This is a genomic window from Burkholderia sp. LS-044 (assembly GCF_004803625.1).
In the GTDB taxonomy this organism is placed as follows: Bacteria; Pseudomonadota; Gammaproteobacteria; order Burkholderiales; family Burkholderiaceae; genus Burkholderia; species Burkholderia cepacia.
This window is the reverse complement of record NZ_SSWO01000008.1, coordinates 164,828-185,569: the sequence shown is the minus strand read 5'-3', so window position 1 is coordinate 185,569 and position 20,742 is coordinate 164,828. Positions and strand designations below refer to the sequence as shown.

19 protein-coding genes are annotated in these 20,742 nt (G+C 68.5%); 8 read left to right on the top strand and 11 right to left on the bottom strand.

The window, feature by feature from the left end; all coding sequences use genetic code 11:
* Positions 1-35: 35 nt before the first annotated feature.
* Both E9536_RS21890 and E9536_RS21885 read right to left on the bottom strand, forming a co-directional pair.
* Positions 36-809: a BON domain-containing protein gene (locus E9536_RS21890; RefSeq protein ID WP_247873490.1), complete on the bottom strand. Its 774-nt coding sequence runs from the start codon at positions 807-809 to the stop codon at positions 36-38.
* Positions 810-1,001: 192 nt separating this feature from the next.
* Positions 1,002-1,352 (bottom strand): chemotaxis protein, encoded by a 351-nt coding sequence (locus tag E9536_RS21885; RefSeq protein ID WP_136470627.1) that lies wholly within the window; start codon positions 1,350-1,352, stop codon positions 1,002-1,004.
* Positions 1,353-1,646: 294 nt separating this feature from the next.
* On the opposite strand from E9536_RS21885, the gene E9536_RS21880 reads away from it, so the two are divergent.
* The gene (locus E9536_RS21880) at positions 1,647-3,236 is read left to right on the top strand and encodes an ATP-binding protein (RefSeq protein WP_136470626.1); all 1,590 of its coding nucleotides are present in this window, start codon (positions 1,647-1,649) and stop codon (positions 3,234-3,236) included.
* A gap of 48 nt (positions 3,237-3,284) precedes the next feature.
* Here E9536_RS21880 and E9536_RS21875 read toward each other — a convergent pair whose 3' ends face one another.
* Positions 3,285-3,923 carry an NAAT family transporter gene (locus E9536_RS21875; RefSeq protein ID WP_027792504.1) on the bottom strand — a complete coding sequence of 213 codons (639 nt, stop codon included), beginning with the start codon at positions 3,921-3,923 and terminating at the stop codon, positions 3,285-3,287.
* Positions 3,924-4,057: 134 nt separating this feature from the next.
* On the opposite strand from E9536_RS21875, the gene E9536_RS21870 reads away from it, so the two are divergent.
* Positions 4,058-4,276 (top strand): DUF6566 family protein, encoded by a 219-nt coding sequence (locus tag E9536_RS21870; RefSeq protein WP_027792503.1) that lies wholly within the window; start codon positions 4,058-4,060, stop codon positions 4,274-4,276.
* A gap of 49 nt (positions 4,277-4,325) precedes the next feature.
* Here the strand turns inward: E9536_RS21870 and E9536_RS21865 are convergent, their stop codons facing one another.
* Both E9536_RS21865 and E9536_RS21860 read right to left on the bottom strand, forming a co-directional pair.
* Entirely contained in the window at positions 4,326-4,703 is a 378-nt protein-coding gene (locus E9536_RS21865) for a DUF5594 family protein (protein WP_136470625.1), read from the bottom strand.
* A gap of 37 nt (positions 4,704-4,740) precedes the next feature.
* Entirely contained in the window at positions 4,741-6,273 is a 1,533-nt protein-coding gene (locus E9536_RS21860; protein ID WP_136470624.1) for an FAD-dependent oxidoreductase, read from the bottom strand.
* 236 nt (positions 6,274-6,509) lie between these two features.
* Between E9536_RS21860 and E9536_RS21855 the strand changes: the two genes are divergently transcribed.
* The gene (locus tag E9536_RS21855) at positions 6,510-7,670 is read left to right on the top strand and encodes an NAD-dependent formate dehydrogenase (protein WP_027792501.1); all 1,161 of its coding nucleotides are present in this window, start codon (positions 6,510-6,512) and stop codon (positions 7,668-7,670) included.
* A gap of 34 nt (positions 7,671-7,704) precedes the next feature.
* On the opposite strand, the gene E9536_RS21850 is transcribed toward E9536_RS21855, so the two are convergent.
* The 5 genes from E9536_RS21850 to E9536_RS21830 all read right to left on the bottom strand — a co-directional run bounded on the left by E9536_RS21850 (position 7,705) and on the right by E9536_RS21830 (position 11,169).
* Entirely contained in the window at positions 7,705-9,129 is a 1,425-nt protein-coding gene (locus tag E9536_RS21850) for a PLP-dependent aminotransferase family protein (RefSeq protein WP_060180734.1), read from the bottom strand.
* Between the two features lie 381 nt (positions 9,130-9,510).
* Positions 9,511-9,765: a hypothetical protein gene (locus E9536_RS21845; protein ID WP_060085565.1), complete on the bottom strand. Its 255-nt coding sequence runs from the start codon at positions 9,763-9,765 to the stop codon at positions 9,511-9,513.
* Between the two features lie 34 nt (positions 9,766-9,799).
* Complete coding sequence (locus tag E9536_RS21840) at positions 9,800-10,255, bottom strand: DUF1269 domain-containing protein (protein ID WP_027792499.1); 456 nt, start codon at positions 10,253-10,255, stop codon at positions 9,800-9,802.
* 84 nt (positions 10,256-10,339) lie between these two features.
* Positions 10,340-10,789 (bottom strand): phosphate-starvation-inducible PsiE family protein, encoded by a 450-nt coding sequence (locus tag E9536_RS21835; RefSeq protein ID WP_059682421.1) that lies wholly within the window; start codon positions 10,787-10,789, stop codon positions 10,340-10,342.
* Positions 10,786-11,169, bottom strand: a complete 384-nt coding sequence (locus E9536_RS21830) for a LysR family transcriptional regulator (RefSeq protein WP_136470623.1) — start codon at positions 11,167-11,169, stop codon at positions 10,786-10,788. Before E9536_RS21830 ends, E9536_RS21835 begins: the two co-directional genes overlap by 4 nt.
* A gap of 368 nt (positions 11,170-11,537) precedes the next feature.
* Between E9536_RS21830 and E9536_RS21825 the strand changes: the two genes are divergently transcribed.
* The gene (locus E9536_RS21825; protein WP_060085568.1) at positions 11,538-12,599 is read left to right on the top strand and encodes a Dyp-type peroxidase; all 1,062 of its coding nucleotides are present in this window, start codon (positions 11,538-11,540) and stop codon (positions 12,597-12,599) included.
* Positions 12,600-12,776: 177 nt separating this feature from the next.
* Here E9536_RS21825 and E9536_RS21820 read toward each other — a convergent pair whose 3' ends face one another.
* Positions 12,777-13,166, bottom strand: a complete 390-nt coding sequence (locus E9536_RS21820) for a GIY-YIG nuclease family protein (protein ID WP_021157953.1) — start codon at positions 13,164-13,166, stop codon at positions 12,777-12,779.
* A 439-nt stretch (positions 13,167-13,605) separates the two neighbouring features.
* Between E9536_RS21820 and E9536_RS21815 the strand changes: the two genes are divergently transcribed.
* The 4 genes from E9536_RS21815 to E9536_RS21800 all read left to right on the top strand — a co-directional run bounded on the left by E9536_RS21815 (position 13,606) and on the right by E9536_RS21800 (position 20,639).
* Positions 13,606-14,421 (top strand): family 1 encapsulin nanocompartment shell protein, encoded by an 816-nt coding sequence (locus E9536_RS21815; protein ID WP_021157952.1) that lies wholly within the window; start codon positions 13,606-13,608, stop codon positions 14,419-14,421.
* A gap of 90 nt (positions 14,422-14,511) precedes the next feature.
* Positions 14,512-14,781 (top strand): hypothetical protein, encoded by a 270-nt coding sequence (locus tag E9536_RS21810; RefSeq protein WP_027792496.1) that lies wholly within the window; start codon positions 14,512-14,514, stop codon positions 14,779-14,781.
* Between the two features lie 628 nt (positions 14,782-15,409).
* Positions 15,410-18,235 carry an AAA family ATPase gene (locus tag E9536_RS21805; RefSeq protein WP_136470622.1) on the top strand — a complete coding sequence of 942 codons (2,826 nt, stop codon included), beginning with the start codon at positions 15,410-15,412 and terminating at the stop codon, positions 18,233-18,235.
* A 124-nt stretch (positions 18,236-18,359) separates the two neighbouring features.
* Positions 18,360-20,639, top strand: coding sequence for an FdhF/YdeP family oxidoreductase (locus tag E9536_RS21800; protein WP_136470621.1), 2,280 nt, complete (start codon positions 18,360-18,362; stop codon positions 20,637-20,639).
* The last annotated feature ends 103 nt before the right edge of the window (positions 20,640-20,742 follow it).

Below are 20,742 nucleotides of genomic sequence, written 5' to 3'. Positions count from 1 at the left end.
GCCGCCCGCGGTCGCGCCGTTTCGTGCACGGCCGGTCAATGATGCGGCTTGCGCTCGCGGTCGCGTTCGACGGTGCCGGGTTCGGGATCGCGCGCGGGCGGCAGCGTCGGCGTGACGGTTCGCTGGTCGGGATGCAGCACCATGCCCGTATCGTGTTCGCTGTCGCGGTGCACGCGCACGCGATTCTCGACGTCGCGCACGCCCATGCAGCCGTCGGCCAGATCCTCGATGTCGTGCTTCATCCAGCGTGACGGCACCGTGCCGTCCAGCACGACGCAGCCGTCCTGCACCTGCACGGTGACGTCGCTCACGTCGATGTCGAGCGCATGCGCGAGCCGCTCGCACACGTCCTCGCGGATGCGCTCGTCCGAACGCGTATAGCCTTTCGGCCCGCGACGATGGCGCAGCGCGTCGCGGTCGGCGTCGCTGCCGTAGCGCGGCGTGTCTCGCGGGTCGCCACGGTCGTGCTCGCCGCCGTACCGGCCCATCCGGAAATGACCGCGGAATTCCGGACGGTCGCCGCCGTACGGGCCTTCACTGCCCTCCGCACGACGGCCCGGTTCGCGGTAGCCTCGTTCGGCCTCCCATGCGGGCGGGCGCGCACCGCCCTGCCGGCCCGGGTCAGACATGCCGCGCCGCTGGTCCACCGGCCGCGCGGCGCGCTCGGTCCATTCGCTGCCCCAGTCTTCCGCGCCGACGCTCTCGCTCGCCGAGCGACGGCGCGCCGATTCAGGGTCTTCCTCAGGCCATCGTGCCGGGTCGTCCGGGATGCCGCGCTCGCCGTGCCGTCCGGGATATCGTCGTTGCATCGTGTCTCTCCTTGTTCGCGCCTGCGCCGCGCACGGCCCCATGCCGGGTCGCGACACGGCGCATGCCGGCCGGCTCGAACGCAAGCCGCGTGCCGATATCGTTGCCGGCGCACGACGGATGCGCATCGCGCCGTCGATCCGCTGCCGGGCGCGCCAATCTGCAATGCGATTGCAGTTTTTGCGTGCCGGGCGTCATGGCCCGCCGCCGGCGTCCGGATCGTCCGGGTCGTCCGGGTCCCCGGATGCGTCGTCGCGATCCGGCTCGATATCGGCACCTTCTTCGAGCGTCGAATCGCCGTCCGCCGACGCGCGCTCGCCGGTACCAGCGCGGTCCGTATCGCTGTCGAGCGATGCATCGCCGCGTTCGAGCGCATGCGCGTCGAGCGGCGAATCGATGTCGAACGGATAGCGCCGCGCGCCGGCCGTGTCGCTGCCGCTGTCGGACGAGTCGCCCGGCCCCAGTGCGCGGCCGTCGCGGCCGCGACGGGCGTTCTCGTCGTCCGGGCCGGCCGGTTCGTTGTCGGGGTTCAGCGTGCTGTTCATGTCGACCTCCTTGCTGGCGTGCCGCTGCTTGCCGCTGCTTGCCGCTACGTGTGGCCGGGCGGCCGCGGCACGGCATGCGGACGGGAGGCGCGTGCAATCGGCATGCCGCATCGCGCACCCGGAACGGATGCCCTTGCCGGGATCGCGGACGGCACGGGCGATGCGCGCCCATTGATCAGCCGAATTGAGTTCCCTTATGCTTTCCGGGGTGCCAATCCGTTTGATGTGGCCACCGCCGGCGCGCCCGGCGGCGGCCGGGCAGCGTTTGCCTGCCCGTCTTCGACCTGCCACACGATGAAGAAAGACAACGACTCTCCTCGCTCTCATCCGCCGCCCGGTTTACCCGACGCGCGCGACCTGGTGCATCGCTTCGCCGAGTTCCGTTTCCAGACGGTCGTCGGTTCGATTACCGACTACGCGGTGTTCATGCTCGATCCGCACGGCAATGTCGCGACGTGGAATGCGGGTGCCGAGCGCATCAAGGGCTATCGCGCGGCCGAGATCGTCGGCCATCACTTCTCGTGCTTCTATCCGCCCGATGCGATCGCGGCCGGCCGGCCGTCGCACGGGCTCGAGGAGGCGGCCGCGCGGGGCCACTTCGTGGATGAAGGCTGGCGCGTGCGCAAGGACGGCTCGCAGTTCTGGGCGAGCGTGACGATCGCCCCCGTGCACGATCACGAGAATCACCTGTGCGGCTTCATCAAGATCACGCGGGACATGACCGAGCGCAAGCGGCTCGAGGAACTCGAAGCGTCCACGCACCGGCTCAGCGTGTTCATCGCGATGCTCGCGCACGAGCTGCGCAACCATCTCTCGCCGCTGCGCCATTCGATCGGCGTGCTGCAGAGCCTGCCCGATCCGGCGCCCGTGCTCGCGCAATGCCGCGACGCCGTGCATCGCCAGGTCGGGCAACTGACGCGGCTCGTCGACGATCTGCTCGACGTCGGCCGCATCACGGCCGGCAAGGTCGAGCTGAACGATCGCCCCGTCGCCGTGCGCGACATCGTGTGCCGCGGCGTCGAAAGCATCCAGCCGAAGCTGGCCGCGCGCGGGCAGCACATCCACATCGACCTGCCGGCCGATCCCGTGCTGCTGCACGGCGACGATGCACGGCTCGTCCAGGTGCTGCACAATCTGCTCGACAACGCGTCGAAGTTCTCGCCGCACGGCGGGCGGATCGACGTGGGCGCACGGGTGGAAGGGCCGGTGGTCGCCATCCGCGTCACCGATCATGGCGTCGGCATCGCGCACGGCGCGCTCGAAACGATCTTCGACCTGTTCGAGCAGCGAGGCGCGTCGGGTGGCTCGCCGACCGGCGGCTTCGGGCTCGGGCTCGCGATCTGCCGGACGTTCGTCGAACTGCACGGCGGGCGGATTTCCGCGGAAAGCGGCGGGCCCGGGCACGGCGCGACGTTCACGGTGCGGCTGCCGATCACACGGACGGGACGTGCGGAGCAGGCCGGCGCGCGCGAGCCGGCGGCGCACGCGCCATCGGACACCACGCCGCTGCGCATCGTGATCGTCGACGACAACCGCGACTCGGCCGACACGCTCGCCGTGCTGCTCAAGGTGAAGGGGCATGCGCCGCGCGTCGCGTACAACGCAGGCGATGCGCTGGCGCTCGCCCGCGACTACGCGCCGCAACTGATGATCCTCGACCTGACGATGCCCGACGTCGACGGCTTCACGCTGCTGCACGAACTGCGCGCGATCGACGCGCTGCGCGACACGACCTGCGTCGCGCTGTCCGGCCACGCGCGCGCGTCCGACCTCGCACGCACCGAACGCGAGGGCTTCGACGCGCACCTCGTGAAACCCGTCGAGATCAACGTGCTCGACGCACTGCTGCAGCGTGTCGCACGCGGGATTCGGCGTCCGTCGTAACGCCCGTGCTCGAACTGCCGCACGGCTCGCCGTGGCGCGGCATTGCATTCAATGCGGCAACCCGAACGCGGCCTTCAGGCTCGCGACGATCATCTGCATCGCGATCGCCGCGAGGATCATCCCCATCAGGCGCTGGGTCACCGCCGTCACGCGCGGCGACAGGTAATGGCCGATCAGCGGCGCGGACAGCAACGAAACGGCCAGCAGCACGAGAAACGCGGCGAGCCCGAGCGCGAACGCGAGTTCCTGTCCGGTCGAGAACGCGCTGTGCCCGAGCACGATCATCGTCGCGATCGTGCCGGGGCCGACGAGCAGCGGGATCGTCAGCGGATAGATCGCGACGCTCTCGGCCGCCGCAGGGTCGGCGCCTTCGTCCTCGCCCGGCGAATGCTGGCGGCTCGGCGCGCCGTGCAGCATCGACAGCGCGATCAGCAGCACCAGCAGCCCGCCCGCGAGACGGAAATCGTCGATCGTCAGGCCGAATACGTGCAGGATCGCGCCGCCCGCGACGGCCGACACGATGCAGCCGACCGTCACGCCGATCGCGGCCGTCAGCGCGACCTTGCGGCGCACGCCGTCCGCCGCGCCTTCGGTCAGCGACAGGAACACCGGGATGTTCGCGATCGGGTTCATGATCGCGAACAGCGCCGCGAACACCTTGATCGAAAAGGTCAGGTCGAATGCCACAGGTTCGCTCCCGTCTCACGCGTCGGTTCGCATGCCCAATCGCACGCAGGTTCCACTTCGTTTCCGGTGCACGGCGCGCGCCATGCTGCTACGATCGACGCACCGCGTTCACGCACGACGGAGGGCCCCGACCAATGCAAGCCACCGACACCTTCATGGATCACGAGATTCGCGTCGAGGCGACGCGCAACGCAAACGGCGCGTGGGTCGCGCAGGTGCGGATCTTCCGCGACGGCGCGCCGGTCGACCTGCCCGCGCCCGAACTCGTCACGCCCGAATGGCTCACGTGCGACGAAGCGCTGCGCGGCGGCATCGACCAGGGCCGCGTGATCATCAAGACACGCGACCGTTAACGTCGCGCGGTTCATCGCCGCATCGTCGGCTGGCAGCGCGCCGCGCGTTTCACGCATCGAAATCGAGATCGCCGATCAGGATTTCGCGGTCGCGCTGGGTCCGTGAGCTGAAGTCGACCGGCAATTCCATCTGCCAGCGTTCGATCGTGACCGGCAGCGCCGCGAGATAGCGGTCGAAGCGGCTGCGGTCGGACTCGGCCAGCAACGCAGCGATCGCATCGTCGCGCCACGCGAGCCGCGCGTTCAGCCGGTTCGGCAGCCCGACCGTCGACGTGAGGCCGATCACGTCCACACAGGTCGGACTCCCCTGCCCGTCGTGCGGCACGACTTCCACGCGCACGTCACCAGGCTGATACAGGCCGAGCACGCGCGCCGCGATGCGCGGCGCAAACTCGGTTTCGAAACGTGTGCGGATTTCAGGACTCATCTTGCCTCCGGGTTCGAATCATGTCGTCACGCGGCTGTCATGCGGCTGCAATCTGCCGCTCGAATGCCGCTTCCGCCTTCAGGCTGTCGAGATCGCGGCCGATCGTCGCGACCGCGAGCCGCGTGTCGCCGCGCCAGTACGCGATCGCGCAGTCGTGCGCGCCGAGGTCGCCGTCGATCTCGACGCGATCCCATTGCTCCGCATGCCCGACGTAGTTGATCGTCAGGTCGTAATGCTGGCTCCAGAAGAACGGCACCGCGTCGAACGGGCGCTGCTGGCCAAGCATGTTGTGCGCCGCGACGATGCCCTGCCGCTCGGCGACGACCCAGTGCTCGACGCGAATGCGCTCGCCCGTCAACGGATCGGGCCAGCGCGCGATGTCCCCGGCCGCGTAGATGCCGGGCACACTCGTCTGAAGGAAGCGGTCGACCGTCACGCCGCGTTCGACGGCCAGCCCCGCGTCCTGCGCGAGCGCGACGTTCGGGTGCACGCCGATGCCGACCAACACGACGTCGGCCGGCAGCACGTCGCCGGTCGACAGCGTCACGCTGTCCGGCGTGATCCGCGCCGGCGTCGCGCCGAGATGGAACACGACGCCGTGCGATTCGTGCAGGGCCTTGATCGTATCGCCGAGCGCTTCGCCGAGCACGCGCGCCATCGGATGCGCATCGGGCGCGACGACCTGCACGTCGAGCCCGCGCGTGCGCAACGCGGCGGCCGCTTCGAGCCCGATGAAGCTCGCGCCGACCACCACGCAGCGGCGGGCCGTTTTCAGCTTGTCGATCAGCGCGTCGCAATCGGCACGCGAGCGCAGCACGCACACGTGCGGCAGATCCGCGCCCGGCACGCTCAGCCGGTTCGGCTCGGCGCCCGTTGCCAGCAGCAGCGCGCCGTACCCGACACGGCTGCCGTCGGCCAGTTCGACCGCCTGCCGCGCGGGGTCGATCCGCGCGACACGCGTGCCGCACCGCACGTCGATCCGGTGGTCGGTATAGAACGACGGCGCACGCAGCGGCAGCCAGTCGGCGTCGGCCGTGCCGGCGAGATAGTCTTTCGACAGGTTCGGCCGGTCGTACGGCGGATCGGCATCGGCGGTGAGCATCGTGACGGGATGCGGATAACCCGCCTCCCGCAGCGTCACGGCGGCCGCGATCGCGGCGGCGCCGCCGCCGACGATCACCACCGACGCGGGCAGCCCGGCCGCATTCAGCGTGGGAGGCGCGGCAGCCGGCCGCGCATCGAGCACGACGGCACGGCCGTCGCGGCGTTCGACGCGCCAGCACGGGAGCCCGTCGAGCGCCGGTGCGCGCAGCAGCGCGCCCGTGCGCAGGCAGAACGCCGCGTGATGCCATGGGCAGTGGATCGTGTCGCCCTCCAGCAGGCCGTCGGCCAATGGCGCGCCGTAGTGCGGGCACTGCGCGCCCACGGCAAACAGTTCGTCGGCGCGGCGCACGAGCAGCACCGCGGTATCGCCGACATGGCCCTCGATCATCGCGCCGTCGGCGAGATCGTCGAGCGCGATGCCTTGCGTGAGGTCGGGGCGTGACGACGAAGCGTCGCTTCCAGTCATGACGTGGCTCCCGGAAAGTCAGGTAACGATCCCATTATCGACATCCCATTTGAAAAGAACAGGTACAGACGCCTCCGCAGCGCACGCAAACACCGACTGTAGCTTGTACGCGAGCCATGACGGGCGTAGAACGTCATCAACGTTGCGGCGCAACACACCCGTTGCCTGCGAGGGCACGTCGCGCGTCCTGCGCAATCCGCGTGCCACATTCCCCCCTTCACCAGGAGTGCTACCCGATGGCCACCGTCCTGTGCGTGCTCTACCCCGATCCGGTCGACGGCTACCCGCCGCGCTACGTGCGCGATGCGATTCCGGTCATCACGCACTACGCGGACGGGCAAACCGCGCCGACGCCGGCCGGCCCGCCCGGCTTCCGGCCCGGCGAACTCGTCGGCTCGGTGTCCGGCGCGCTCGGGTTGCGCGGCTATCTGGAGGCGCACGGCCACACGCTGATCGTCACGAGCGACAAGGACGGCCCCGATTCCGAATTCGAGCGCCGGCTGCCCGAAGCGGACGTGGTGATCTCGCAGCCGTTCTGGCCCGCGTACCTGACGGCCGAACGGATCGCCCGCGCGCCGAAGCTGAAGCTCGCGCTGACGGCCGGCATCGGCTCCGATCACGTCGATCTCGACGCCGCCGCGCGCGCGCATGTCACCGTCGCCGAAGTCACCGGCTCGAACAGCATCAGCGTGGCCGAGCACGTGGTGATGACGACGCTCGCGCTGGTGCGCAACTACTTGCCGTCGCATGCGATCGCGCAGCAAGGCGGCTGGAACATCGCGGATTGCGTGTCGCGCAGCTACGACGTCGAGGGCATGCATTTCGGCACGGTCGGCGCGGGGCGCATCGGGCTCGCCGTGCTGCGCCGGCTGAAGCCGTTCGGCCTGCAGCTGCACTACACGCAGCGCCACCGGCTCGACGCGTCGGTCGAGCAGGAACTCGCGCTCACGTATCACGCCGATGCCGCGTCGCTCGCGAGCGCCGTCGACATCGTCAACCTGCAGATTCCGCTTTACCCGTCAACCGAGCACCTGTTCGACGCGGCGATGATCGCGCGCATGAAGCGCGGCGCGTACCTGATCAACACCGCCCGCGCGAAGCTGGTCGACCGCGACGCAGTCGTGAATGCGGTCACGTCCGGGCATCTCGCGGGCTACGGCGGCGACGTGTGGTTTCCCCAGCCGGCGCCGGCCGATCACCCGTGGCGCGCGATGCCGTTCAACGGGATGACCCCGCACATCTCCGGCACGTCGCTGTCCGCGCAGGCACGCTATGCGGCCGGCACGCTGGAGATCCTGCAGTGCTGGTTCGACGGCAAGCCGATCCGCAACGAATACCTGATCGTCGACGGCGGCACGCTCGCGGGAACGGGCGCGCAGTCGTACCGGCTGACGTGACGCCACGCGCCGCGCCCGACGCGCGGCGGTACGATCAGTCGACGCAGTAGGCGGCGAGCTTGCCGACAGTCACGACCGCCTGCTCGATCTCCGGCGACCACGGGCTGCTGTAGTTGAGGCGGATGAAATTCCGGTAGCTGTCCGCGATCGAGAACATGTAGCCGGGCCCGATCGTGATGCCCTGCTCCAGCGCGAGCTGGTACAGCCGCATTGCATCGACCTGCACGGGCAACTCGACCCACAGCACGTAACCACCCGCCGGGCTCGAAATGCGCGTGCCTTCCGGGAAGAACCGCGACACCATCGTGCGCATCAGGTTCGCCTGCTGCGCATACGCCTTGCGAATCCGCCGCAGGTGATGCTCGTAGCCGTCGCGTTCGAGAAACTCCGCGATCGCGAGCTGCGGCAGCGACGGCGTCGCGAGCGTGTTCAGGAACTTCAGTTTCTCGACCTGCTCGCGATAACGGCCCGGCAGCGCCCAGCCGATCCGGTACGCGGCCGTCAGGCTCTTCGAGAACGACGCGCAATGCAGCACGATGTCGTGGCGGTCGAACGACTTCAGCGTGCTCGGATGCATGTTGCCGAAGTACAGTTCGTTGTACACGCCATTCTCGATGACCGGCAGATCGGCCTTCGCGGCGAACTCGACCAGTTCGCGCTTGCGCTCGTCGGGCATCTGGAAGCCGAGCGGGTTCTGGAAGTTCGGCATCACCATGCATGCGGCGATCGGCTGCGACTTCGCGATCGCGGCCAGCGCCGCGATGTCGATTCCGTATTCCGGATGCGTCGCCACCTCGATCGCCTTCATCCCCATCCGCTCGATCGCGTGCAGCATCGCGTAGAACGTCGGCGATTCCACCGCGATCGTGTCGCCCGGTTTCGCCACCGCCTGCAGGCACAGGTTGATCGCCTCCGTCGCACCGACCGTCACGATGATCTCGTTCGGGTCCACCGACATCCCGTTTTCCAGGTAGCGCCGAGCGATCTGCCGGATCAGCCGCGGATGCCCGGGCGGCAATCCGTCCGTCACGCCCCACAGCGACTTGTCGCGGCCGGCCGCATACGCGTAGCGGTTCAGCTTCTCGAACGGGAACAGGCTCGGGTCCGGGTACGGCGAGCCGAGCGGCACTGCGTCGTCGGTGCCGATCGAGCGCAGCGTCGACAGCACGAGCCGGCTCACGTCGACCGACGACGAGATCGCGATCGGCTTCGACGGCCGCAACTCGCGCACCGGCGCATGGCCGTCGTCGCGCCGCAGGTTCACGAAATAGCCGGACTGCGGGCGGCTTTCGAGCAGCCCGCGGCTTTCCAGCAGCAGATACGCGTGCAGCACGGTCGTGATGCTGATCCGGTGCTGCTGGCTCGCCTGCCGCACCGACGGCACACGATCGCCGTGTCGATATACGCCTTGCCGGATGAGTCTCTCTACGTCGTTTGCAAACTTCTCGTAGAGCTTCATCCGCCTCGCCCCGCCAGCGATGAACCGGCCTGCGCTGCACGGGCGGCATGGCCGCGCCGGTGCACGAAGCCGGATAGCCGTGCCCGGGCGCGGGGGGCCCGGTTCGAACCTCGTCCGTTATCGAAATTGAAGGCGGATAGCAACGCGAATCTCATCTAGACAAGGTTCGGCATCCTACTGCGTCATTTCGACGAATGTAAGTGACAGTTTGGCGAGGAAACGCCAAATCCGGCCGGCGTGGTGAACAGATTCGAACGCGACGACACGGCCCGGCGCGGGGCCATTCACCGGGCTCCATGCAGGAGCACGTGCTCGCGTATTGCCGCCGGCCGGCGGGCGGCCATCACGCGAAGCCCGGTCATGCGCGGGCCTCGCGTGCGATCAAGCGTCGTCGACGTTGTCCGCGTAGTGGTCGATCGCGACCTTGCACTCGTCGAACACCACCGTCAGCCACGCGACGTCGTTCGACTCGACCCACTTGCGGATCTGCAGGAATTGCCCGGTGCCGAGATCGGCGAGGCGGGCCGGATCGGCGGTCGTCACGTCGACGGTCGCGATCGCGCGCTTGCCGCTGCCGGGCAGCGGCGTCAACGTCGCCGCGATGTCGAAGCGCCGGTACGATTGATCGATGCGCATGCGGTTCTCCCGAAGCAGGCCGAAAGGAAGTGTCTCAATCGAGCGTCTGGCGGAACACCTTGCCGCCGAATCCCGTCACGACGTTGTCGACCGAGAACGGCGTGTCCTCCTTCGCTTCGAGGATGACCGCGACGCTGCCGGGCACGAGCCGCGCCGCAATCGTCTCGACGAACGTGCCGTCGAGCAGCGCGTTGCCGGCCGCTTCCGCGAGAATGCCTGCCCCCGCGCCGGCCGCCATGCCGGTGACCACGCCGAGCGGCCCGGCGAGCAGCCCGAGCAACCCGCCTGCGATCGCGCCGATCACGCCGCCCTTGAACGGACGCGATTCGGCATCGAGCACCGCGAGCTTGCCGGTCGCGTCCTTCTCGACGACGACGCCGTTCTCGATGTGGAATCCCTCATGCTTGTCCGACAGCGCCTCGAAATCGCTCGCGGCCCGACGGGCCGTGTCGACGCTGCCGAACACGGCGACGATCAGTTGCCTGGTCATTCGATACCTCGCTCGGTTGGTTGGTTGGTTAGTCAGTTTGGCCGGTTACAGCCGCCGCACCGCATGCGGCACGCCGCCCGCGCCTCACCTGCGTGCATGCACATCGTCCTCGACATCGTCGACATCCGCCGGAAAGCGATGCTGGCCGAAACTCAGGATCAGCACGCCCACCGCGAGCAGCACGATTCCGAACGTCGTCATCAGCATCCGCTCGGGGCTGTCGGTCGCCCCGCGCAGGATCAGGTCGCGCGCGAGCGACGTCATCGCAATGAACAGCGGAAACCGCACGGGCAGCCGGCCGAGCCGCAGGTAGCGCACGTCCATCGCGAGCACTTCGAGGTACAGGAACATCAGCAGCAGGTCGGTCAGCGACACTTCGCCCGCCAGCACGACCTTCCACGCTTCCTGCGCCATCGCGAACGCGGTCGCGAGCCCGATCACGATCAGCCCGGCCAGCTCGGCCGCGTGAAGGAAATGGCCGAAGCGGCGGCGAATGCGCTCGGCCGGCGAGCTGGGAACGGTGGTCGTATTCAAGGTGACAGTCGCGTTGAGGAAACTTGAACGGCGCCGGGTGGCGGGAACGCCGCGTCGCGCGCGGCAGCATGCACGGCCCCGCTATCGGGCACGTCGGGCGCATCCGGCACCGCCGGCGCGTGCTGGCCGGCCGCGCCGATCGCCTGCTCGACCGCGGACAGCGTCCGGCGGCAGCACACGTGGAACGCGACGCCCGCATCGGAGCAGGCCACGTCGTCGTGCTCGCGGCACAGCAGCAGGCGACAGCCGAGATACCGTTCGAGGCAGTCGATCCGTTCGCTCACCTGCGCTTCGTCGAGCCGCAGTTCGGACGCCGCGCCGGACAGGCCGCCACGCTCGACCACCGCGACATACACACGCATCGCTTCCAGCAGGTTCATGATGACGCTCCTCGTCGGCGGGCGCAGCGGAACCTAATCTACTGCACGCGCCGCGCACGCTCAAGAGCACAGCGCCGCGCACGCCAGGAGTACAGCTGCGCGCGCGCCGCCCGAAAACCGGCCCTGTTTGACGCATTCGCATGACAGTTCGGCGATACGGGTTCCAAAGCCCCGCCGAAGCTGCTAGATTGCTTGCTCGACGACGTTACGCGGTGCGGGCCGGTCACGCGCCGCGCGGCCGGCCGCCACCGCCGCGGCCCGTTGCGCGAGGCACGCGCGACGTCCTTCATCCGCATGACACCAAGAGAACAGTCGCATGACACAGTTCATCCGTTCGCCTTCGCGCGCCACGGCCCGCCCGTCCCGACATGACTGACCGGCAGCCCACGATGCAGACACCTCCCCCACTCTCCCAGGCCGTTCACAGCCCGATCACGCGCAGCGCGATCTTCCTCGTGGCGACGATCAATCCCGGCACCGATCACGCCGACACGATCCGTTCATGGTGCGGCGACATCGCCGCGCTCGTGCGCTCGGTCGGCAAGCGCGTGCCGGGCGGCAACCTTACCTGCGTGTGCGGCTTCGGCGCCGACGCATGGGACGCGCTGTTCGGCGACCCACGCCCCGCCGCGCTGCATCCGTTCCGCGAGTTCGGCGCGGGGCAGCGCGTCGCGGTCGCGACGCCGGGCGACATCCTGCTGCACATCCGCGCGGAAGCGATGGACCTGTGCTTCGAACTCGCGACGCAGCTGCTCGGCGCGCTCGGCGATGCCGTCACGGTGGTCGACGAGGTGCACGGCTTCCGCAATTTCGACCAGCGCGCGATGATCGGCTTCGTCGACGGCACCGAGAACCCGGAAGGCCGCGAGGCGGTCGACTTCACGGTGATCGGCGACGAAGACGCGGAATTCGCGGGCGGCAGCTACGTGATCGTGCAGAAGTACCTGCACGACATGGCCGGCTGGAACGCGCTCGCGGTCGAGACGCAGGAGCGCATCATCGGCCGCACCAAATTGTCGGATATCGAACTCGCGCCGGACGTGAAGCCGTCGTGCTCGCACAGCTCGCTGACCACGCTCGACGAGAACGGCCAGGAAGTGAAGATCCTGCGCGACAACATGCCGTTCGGGCGCCCGGGCGCGGGCGAATTCGGCACCTATTTCATCGGCTACGCGCGCTCGCCGGCGCCGATCGAGCAGATGCTCGAGAACATGTTCGTCGGCCGGCCGCCCGGCAACTACGACCGCCTGCTCGACTACAGCCGCGCGGTCACCGGCTCGCTGTTCTTCGTGCCGTCCGCCGACCTGCTCGAAGCGCTCGCCGATCGCGCGGCGCCGGCCGCCGACGCCGCGCAGCCGGAAGCGTCGCCGTCCGCGCCGCATCGCGACGGTTCGCTGAAAATCGGCTCGCTGAAAGGCATCCCGTCGTAACGCAGGGTACCGATGGCCGTCCGGCGCGCGACCGCGCGCCGGGCGTGTCCGGAGCCGCCGCGGTGCAGTCGGCCGGAGCGCGCGTGCAGCGCTGCGCAACAGCCCCCCCCCACCGCGCCACCGCTTATGGGCAGTTATGCGCGCAGGCTTGCATTCCCGGCACGCCGCCCACGTGACTCAACCCACCAGAATATAGAGCCAGTTCTTCGGCAACGCCCCGCCCGGGCCGTTGCTGCATGCCAGCAGCCGTTCGCCGGATTGGGGGTGCGTGATGCCGGTACGGAACGTCTCGATGGCCTTGCGCTCCAGACGGTCGAACGCGTTCCCGACCAGGTTGTGCGCTTCGAGATAGATCGGGGCCATCAGCTTGAAGTCGGGCTTGGTGGCGCGATGTTTCGCCAGCCGGGTGTACAGGTCGCTGGTGATGCCGATATAGAACTTGCTGTACTCCGGCTTCGCGGCAAACGCGTTCAATACCTGCCGCAAATGCCCGATGACATCCTCGTGATTGATGACGCCCGTCTTCAGCATGTATTTGTCTTCGGGCGAGACGAGTTGCAATGCCATGAACGACCTCCACTTGTTGTGAAGCATCAATAGGCTGCGTCTATGATTCATCCGGGCCCGGCTCCGACGACCGCCCAACCCCTGCTGGCAGAAACCCGGCTGGATGAATGTTCGTAAGAATGCACGACTCGCGACAGGACGTCGACCGGAATTGATTCCGCACAGCGTCGAACGCGGCCCGGGCGACGGTGCCGCCGGCACGCCCCGGGTATCGCGGCAATCCAGTCGCGGCATTCCGTGTTCGCCCACACCCGCACCGCACGAATTGCATCACAGTTGCGCGACCGCACGGTGTCGTTTCGATTTGTGCTGCAGCGGTGTCGATCGAGCCTGCTAATATTCATTTTCGTCCGCGATCGGCAGGCTGGCATCACGCACAGCCCGTCAGCCGATCGGCCCGCCATCAAGTGTTTCCGCTGACGTGAGGCAATCCAAATCCATGAATAACCTGCACCGCGAACTCGCCCCGATCTCGTCTTCCGCCTGGGAACAAATCGAGGAGGAAGTGGCACGCACGTTCAAACGATCGGTGGCCGGCCGCCGCGTCGTCGATGTCGACGGCCCCGAAGGCCCCGAGCTGTCGGCCGTCGGTACCGGGCACCTGGTCGCCGTCGACGCGCCCCGCGAGCACGTGAACGCGCGGCTGCGCGAAGTCCGCACGATCGTCGAGCTGACGGTGCCGTTCGAGTTGAGCCGCGATGCGATCGACAGCGTCGAGCGCGGCGCGCGCGATGCCGACTGGCAACCGGCGAAGGACGCCGCGCAGCGGCTCGCGTTCGCCGAAGACAACGCGATCTTCGACGGCTACCGGGCCGCCGGCATCGTCGGCATCCGCGAAGGCACGTCGAACCGCAAGCTCACGCTGCCGGCGGACGTCAGCGCGTATCCCGACGCGATCAGCGATGCGCTCGAGGCGCTCCGCCTGGCCGGCGTCGACGGCCCGTATTCGGTGGTGCTCGGCTCGGATGCGTACACGGCGCTCAGCGAGGCGCGCGACCAGGGTTATCCGGTCCTCGGCCATATCAAACGGATCGTCAGCGGCGAGATCATCTGGGCGCCGGCGATCAGCGGCGGCTGCGTGCTGTCCACGCGCGGCGGCGATTACGAGCTGCATCTCGGGGAAGACGTATCGATCGGCTACACGAGCCATACCGACAAGGTCGTCCGCCTGTACCTGCGCGAAACGTTCACGTTCCTGATGCTGACGAGCGAAGCATCGGTGGCCGTCGCACCGCAGGGCAACCCAACGGCCTGACCTCGGCTGTCCGCGCGATGCCCACTGGGCGTCGCGCGCGGCCGGCTGCATGTTCGTCGCCGATCGAACCCACTTTGCATGGAGTGTGTGATGAGCGAGTCGAATGAGGCATTACAGGCGCTGCAGGCGTCGGTCGACCAGTTGAAGAAGGCGGTCGACGCGAACGCGAGCCGCCAGGCCGGCGACACCGCCGTGCTGTTCACCGTCCTGTCGCTGGTCCTGGCCGAGTTGCCGCCCGACACGCGCAACCTGATCGAGGATTCGTTCTCCGTCTGGGCCAATGGCCTGCCGGATGCAGCACTGTCAACGGACGTGAAGCAGATCGCCCGACAACGGCTCGCGATGACCCTCCCGGACTGACCGCGGCACGCCGCGGTTGCGCCCTGTCCGGTCCGGACCGTGCAACCCGCCTGCTCCTTCGGCCGCCACGCACGCATCGTCCGCGGTGCGCGCATGGTTGCATCCGGCCGCTCGCCGCACGTCCCCCGTGCGGCGCTTCCGTCGCGCCCGACCACCCGCGGCGCCCTCCATCCACCTGCCACCGGCGCCCTGCGCGCCCATGTCGCACCGCCCCCCGTTCGCGTGGCGCCCGCCCCGCTTTCCGGTCACCGCACGCTACGCGCGCCGCGCACGCCCGCGCCGCCGCGCATCCGCCCGTCTGTGCTCCTCTTCGCCCGTGCGCGCCCGCATCCGAGGGTGCAATTCGCAGCCGGGCCGGCGCGGAACTGTGTCTTGGATGGCCTCCGCCGATTCGCTATTTTGAACGCAGTCGAAGCGATGCCGTGGGCTCCTCCCGGCACGCACGCCTGCCGTCCTGACCGCGACCGCGCACGACGCCGGCGCGCACTGCGCGACAGCCCGGGCACGGCCCGCGCGCCGCCGTGCCGCCCTGCTTCATGTCGTGCGTTCGCGGTCGGGCCGCGCAAGCGCCGCACCGCATCGGGACTTCACCCTTCGACCCACTTTCACCGACAGGAGCCAGACCACCATGCCCGCACTTTGCGATATCTGCCACGCCCGGCCGGCCGTCGCGCGCGCAACCGTGATGCAGGACGGCGAGCGCAAGACCATCTCGATCTGCGACTACCACTTCCGTCAGCTGATGCGGCATCAAAGCATGCTGAACCCGTTCGATTCGCTGCTGGGCGGCGGCTCGTCGTCGCTGTTCGGCGGGCTCGGTGACGAATCGCCGCTCGCCGCCGAGGTCCCGCGCGAATCGGTCGACCCGACCGACGCGTTCAGCGAGCAGACGCTGGAACTGCTGCAGCGCGCGGCCGAGAAGGCGCACGAGCTGCGCCGCAGCGAACTCGATTCCGAACACCTGCTTTACGCGCTCGCGGACACGGACGTGTGCGCCGCGCTGCTGAAAGAACTGAAGCTGTCGCCGCAGGACATCCGGTCGTACATCGACGAGCACGCGCACACCGGCACGGCCGACCCCGATGCGCCGCTCGACAAGCTGTCGATCTCGCCCCGCGTGAAGAAGGCCGTGCAGTACGCGTTCCAGGCGTCGCGCGATCTCGGCCATTCGTACATCGGCCCCGAGCACCTGCTGATCGGGCTCGCGTCGGTGCCGGACAGCGTCGCCGGCACGCTGCTGAAGAAATACGGCGTGACGCCCGAGGCGTTGCGCCAGAAAGTCGTGAAGGTGGTCGGCAAGGGTGCCGAGGACGGCCGCGTCGATGCGCCGACCGGCACGCCGAACCTCGACAAGTTCGGCCGCGGCCTCACCGCGATCGCGCGCCAGGGCAAGCTCGACCCGGTGCTCGGCCGCGCGCAGGAAATCGAGAGCACGATCGAGGTGCTCGCGCGCCGCAAGAAGAACAACCCGGTGCTGATCGGCGAGCCGGGCGTCGGCAAGACGGCGATCGTCGAAGGGCTCGCGCAGCGGATCGTCAACGGCGACGTGCCCGAGGTGCTGCGCGACAAGCGGCTCGTCGAAGTCAACATCAACTCGATGGTGGCAGGCGCCAAGTATCGCGGCGAGTTCGAGGAGCGCGCGAAGCAGCTGATCGACGAAGTCACGGCGAAGCAGGACGAACTGATCCTGTTCATCGACGAGCTGCATACGATCGTCGGCGCGGGCCAGGGCGGCGGCGAAGGCGGCCTCGACATCGCGAACGTGCTGAAGCCCGCGCTTGCGCGCGGCGAGCTGAGCCTGATCGGCGCGACGACGCTCAACGAATACCAGAAGTACATCGAGAAGGACGCCGCGCTCGAGCGGCGCTTCCAGCCGGTGTTCGTGCCGGAGCCGAGCGTCGAGCAGACGATCGTGATCCTGCGCGGGCTGCGCGACAGCCTCGAGGCGCATCACCAGGTGACGTTCGCCGACGACGCGTTCGTCGCGGCCGCGGAATTCGCCGACCGCTACATCACGTCGCGCTTCCTCCCCGACAAGGCGATCGACCTGATCGACCAGGCCGCCGCACGCGTGCGGATCGGCGCGACGTCGCGCCCGGTCGACATTCAGGAAGGCGAAGCGCAGATCGCGCAACTGAAGCGCGAGCAGGACTACGCGACCTCGCGCAAGCGCTTCGACGAAGCGAAGCAGTTCGAGGAGCAGATCAACGCGAAGCAGAAGGCCGTCGACGAGAAGATGGAGGCGTGGCAGCGCAAGACGGGCTCCGAGACGCTCGAGGTGACGGTCGAATCCGTGGCCGAGGTCGTGTCGCGCCTGACCGGCATCCCCGTGTCCGAACTCACGCAGGAAGAACGCCAGAAGCTGCTGAAGATGGAAGAGCAGCTGCGCGAGCGCGTGGTCGGCCAGAGCGACGCGGTGGTCGCCGTCAGCGATGCCGTGCGGCTGTCGCGCGCGGGGCTCGGCCAGACGCACCGGCCGATCGCGACGTTCCTGTTCCTCGGGCCGACGGGCGTCGGCAAGACCGAGCTCGCGAAGGCGCTCGCCGAGACCGTGTTCGGCGACGAGCAGGCGATCATCCGCATCGACATGTCCGAGTACATGGAGCGGCACGCGGTCGCGCGGCTGATCGGCGCGCCGCCCGGCTACGTCGGCTACGACGAAGGCGGCCAGCTCACCGAGCGCGTGCGGCGCCGCCCGTACAGCGTGATCCTGCTCGACGAGATCGAGAAGGCGCACCCGGATGTGTACAACGTGCTGCTGCAGGTGTTCGACGACGGCCGCCTGACCGACGGCAAGGGCCGCGTGGTCGACTTCAGCAACACGATCATCATCGCGACGAGCAACCTCGGCGCCGCGATCATCATGGACAACCTCACGCAGCCGGAAGCCGCGCGCAAGACCGACAAGGCGGTCCGCGAGGAACTGATGCAGGTGCTGAAGGGCCATTTCCGCCCCGAGTTCCTGAACCGCATCGACGAGGTGATCGTCTTCCACGCGCTGTCGAAGGAGAACATCCGCTCGATCGTCCAGATCCAGCTCGACCGCGTGATCCGCACGGCCGCCGCGCAGGACATCACGCTCGTGATGGGCGATTCGCTCGTCGAGCACCTGACCGAAGCCGGCTACCAGCCGGAGTTCGGCGCGCGCGAGCTGAAGCGCCAGATCCGCCAGACCATCGAGACGCGGCTCGCCAAGGAGATCCTCGCCGACCGGCTGAAGTCGGGCGACAAGTGCGAGGTCGACTACGACAAGGACAGCGACGAAGTGAAGTTCAACAAGCTCGCCGCGCCTGAAGCGAAGGAAGCGAAGGACGCCGACGGCAAGGCCAAGCCCAACGGCCGGGCCGCCAAGGCGGCAGCAGACGCGAAACCGGACGACACGCCCGCCGACGCCCCGCCGCCCGCGGCGAAACCCGGCAAGAAGTCGTCCGGCGCGAAGAAGGACGCACACTAAAACAACGCATGCCCTGCAACCCGGGGCACGCATGACCGGCTCCGTCCGCCGGACGGAGCCGCCCCACGCCGCGACACGGCGCAACCGAGCCACCCGCACCGGGCCCGGCTATTGGAGATTCACCATGACAAATCGACGCGAAGTGCCAGGCATCAGGAAGTACGACGGGCCCGCCGGCGGTTGGGGCGCGCTTCGCGCGACAGCCGACGCGGTGCGCACCCAGATGGAGACCATCGAGGCGCCGATCGTGCTGATGCGGACCAACCAGCCCGACGGCTTCGACTGCCCCGGCTGTGCGTGGCCCGACAAGGAACACAAGTCGACGTTCCAGTTCTGCGAGAACGGCGCGAAGGCCGTCACGTGGGAAGCGACGACCAAGCGCGTGACGCCCGAGTTCTTCGCGGCGAACACCGTGTCGTCGCTGCTGCGCATGTCGGACTACGAACTGGAGAACATGGGCCGGCTCACGCATCCGCTCGTCTACGATCGCGCGACCGACACGTTCCGCGAGATCGCATGGGACGATGCGTTCGCCCGCATCGGCGAAGTGCTGCGCGCGCTGCCGCCGGAGCAGGTCGAGTTCTACACGTCGGGCCGCGCATCGAACGAAGCCGCGTACCTGTACCAGCTGTTCGCGCGCGAGCTCGGCACCAACAACTTCCCCGACTGCTCGAACATGTGCCACGAGCCGACCAGCGTCGGCCTGCCGCAGTCGATCGGCATCGGCAAGGGCACCGTGTCGCTGGAGGATTTCGACCACTGCGAGCTGATCATCTCGATCGGCCACAACCCCGGCACGAACCACCCGCGGATGATGGGCACGCTGCACGAGTGCTCGCGGCGCAACGTGCCGATCATCGTGTTCAACCCGCTGCGCGAGCGCGCGCTCGAACGCTTCGCGGACCCGCAGGACATGATCGAGATGGCGTCGTTCGGCTCGACGCGGATCGCGTCGACGTACTACCAGGTCGACGCCGGCGGCGACGCGGCCGCGCTGAAGGGCATCATGAAGGCGCTGCTGAAGCTCGAAGCCGAGCAAGGCAACGTGCTCGACCGCGATTTCATCGCGCAGCACACCAACGGCTTCGACGCGTTCTCGGCCGACCTCGAGGCCACGTCGTGGGACGACATCGAACGCGCGAGCGGCCTCAGCCAGGCGCAGCTCGAACAGGTCGCGATCGCGTACGCGAAGTCGAACGCGACGATCGTCACGTACGGGATGGGCGTCACGCAGCACAACAAGGGCACCGCAACCGTGCGCCTGATCGCCGACCTGCTGCTGATGCGCGGCAACATCGGCAAGCCCGGCGCCGGCGTGTGCCCGCTGCGCGGCCATTCGAACGTGCAGGGCAACCGCACGGTCGGCATCACCGAGAAGCCGTCGGCCGAGTTCCTGAAGAAGATCGAGGACGTGTGCGGCTTCACGCCGCCCGCGCATCACGGGCACGACGCGGTGCAGGCGATGCAGGCCATGATCGACGGCACCGCGAAGGCGCTGCTGTGCCTCGGCGGCAACTTCGCGGTCGCGCTGCCCGATCCGGAACAGTCGTTCCCGGCGATGGCGAAGCTCGACCTGAGCGTGCATCTCGGCACGAAGCTGAACCGCTCGCACCTGCTGGTCGCGAAGGAAACCTTCATCCTGCCGGTGCTCGGCCGCACCGAACTCGACATGCAGGCCACCGGCCGCCAGTCGATCACCGTCGAGGATTCGATGTCGATGGTCCACGCGTCGGCCGGCAAGCTCAAGCCGGCGTCCGACCAGCTGCGCTCGGAGCCCGCGATCGTCGCGGGGATCGCGCATGCGACGCTGCCGAACAGCAAGGTCGCATGGCTCGACCTGATCGCCGACTACGACCGCATCCGCGACCTGATCGACCGCACCGTGGACGGCTTCGAGGCGTTCAACGAGCGCATCCGCACGCCGGGCGGCTTCCGGCTGCCGCTGCCGCCCACCGAGCGCGTATGGCCGACGCCGACCGGCAAGGCGATGTTCTCGGTCTACAAGGGCGTGAAGGAGGATGCCGACGTGCTCGGCGGCGAGCAGGTGCTGCGGCTCATCACGCTGCGCAGCCACGACCAGTACAACACGACGATCTACGGGCTCGACGACCGTTATCGCGGCGTGTTCGGGCGTCGCGACGTGCTGTTCATGAACCCGGCCGATCTCGCGAAGTACGGGCTCGAACACGGCGACCTCGTCGACATCGAGACGATCACCGCCTCGGGCCGCACGCTGCGTCTCGAGAAGATCACCGCGATCGAGTACGACATCGCGCCGGGTTCGGTCGGCGCGTACTACCCGGAAGCGAACGTACTCGTGCCGCTCGACTACATCGACAAGGAAAGCGGCACGCCGTCGTACAAGTCGGTGCCGGTCCACGTCGTGCGCTCGGCGGTGGTCTGATCCGCGGGCAGGCGGGTTCGCGTCGCGGCACGCCGCGCGCCTGAACCCGCCTGCCGCCCCGCGCCCGCCTTTGCCGGCCGCCGCATCGCAACCGATGCGGCGG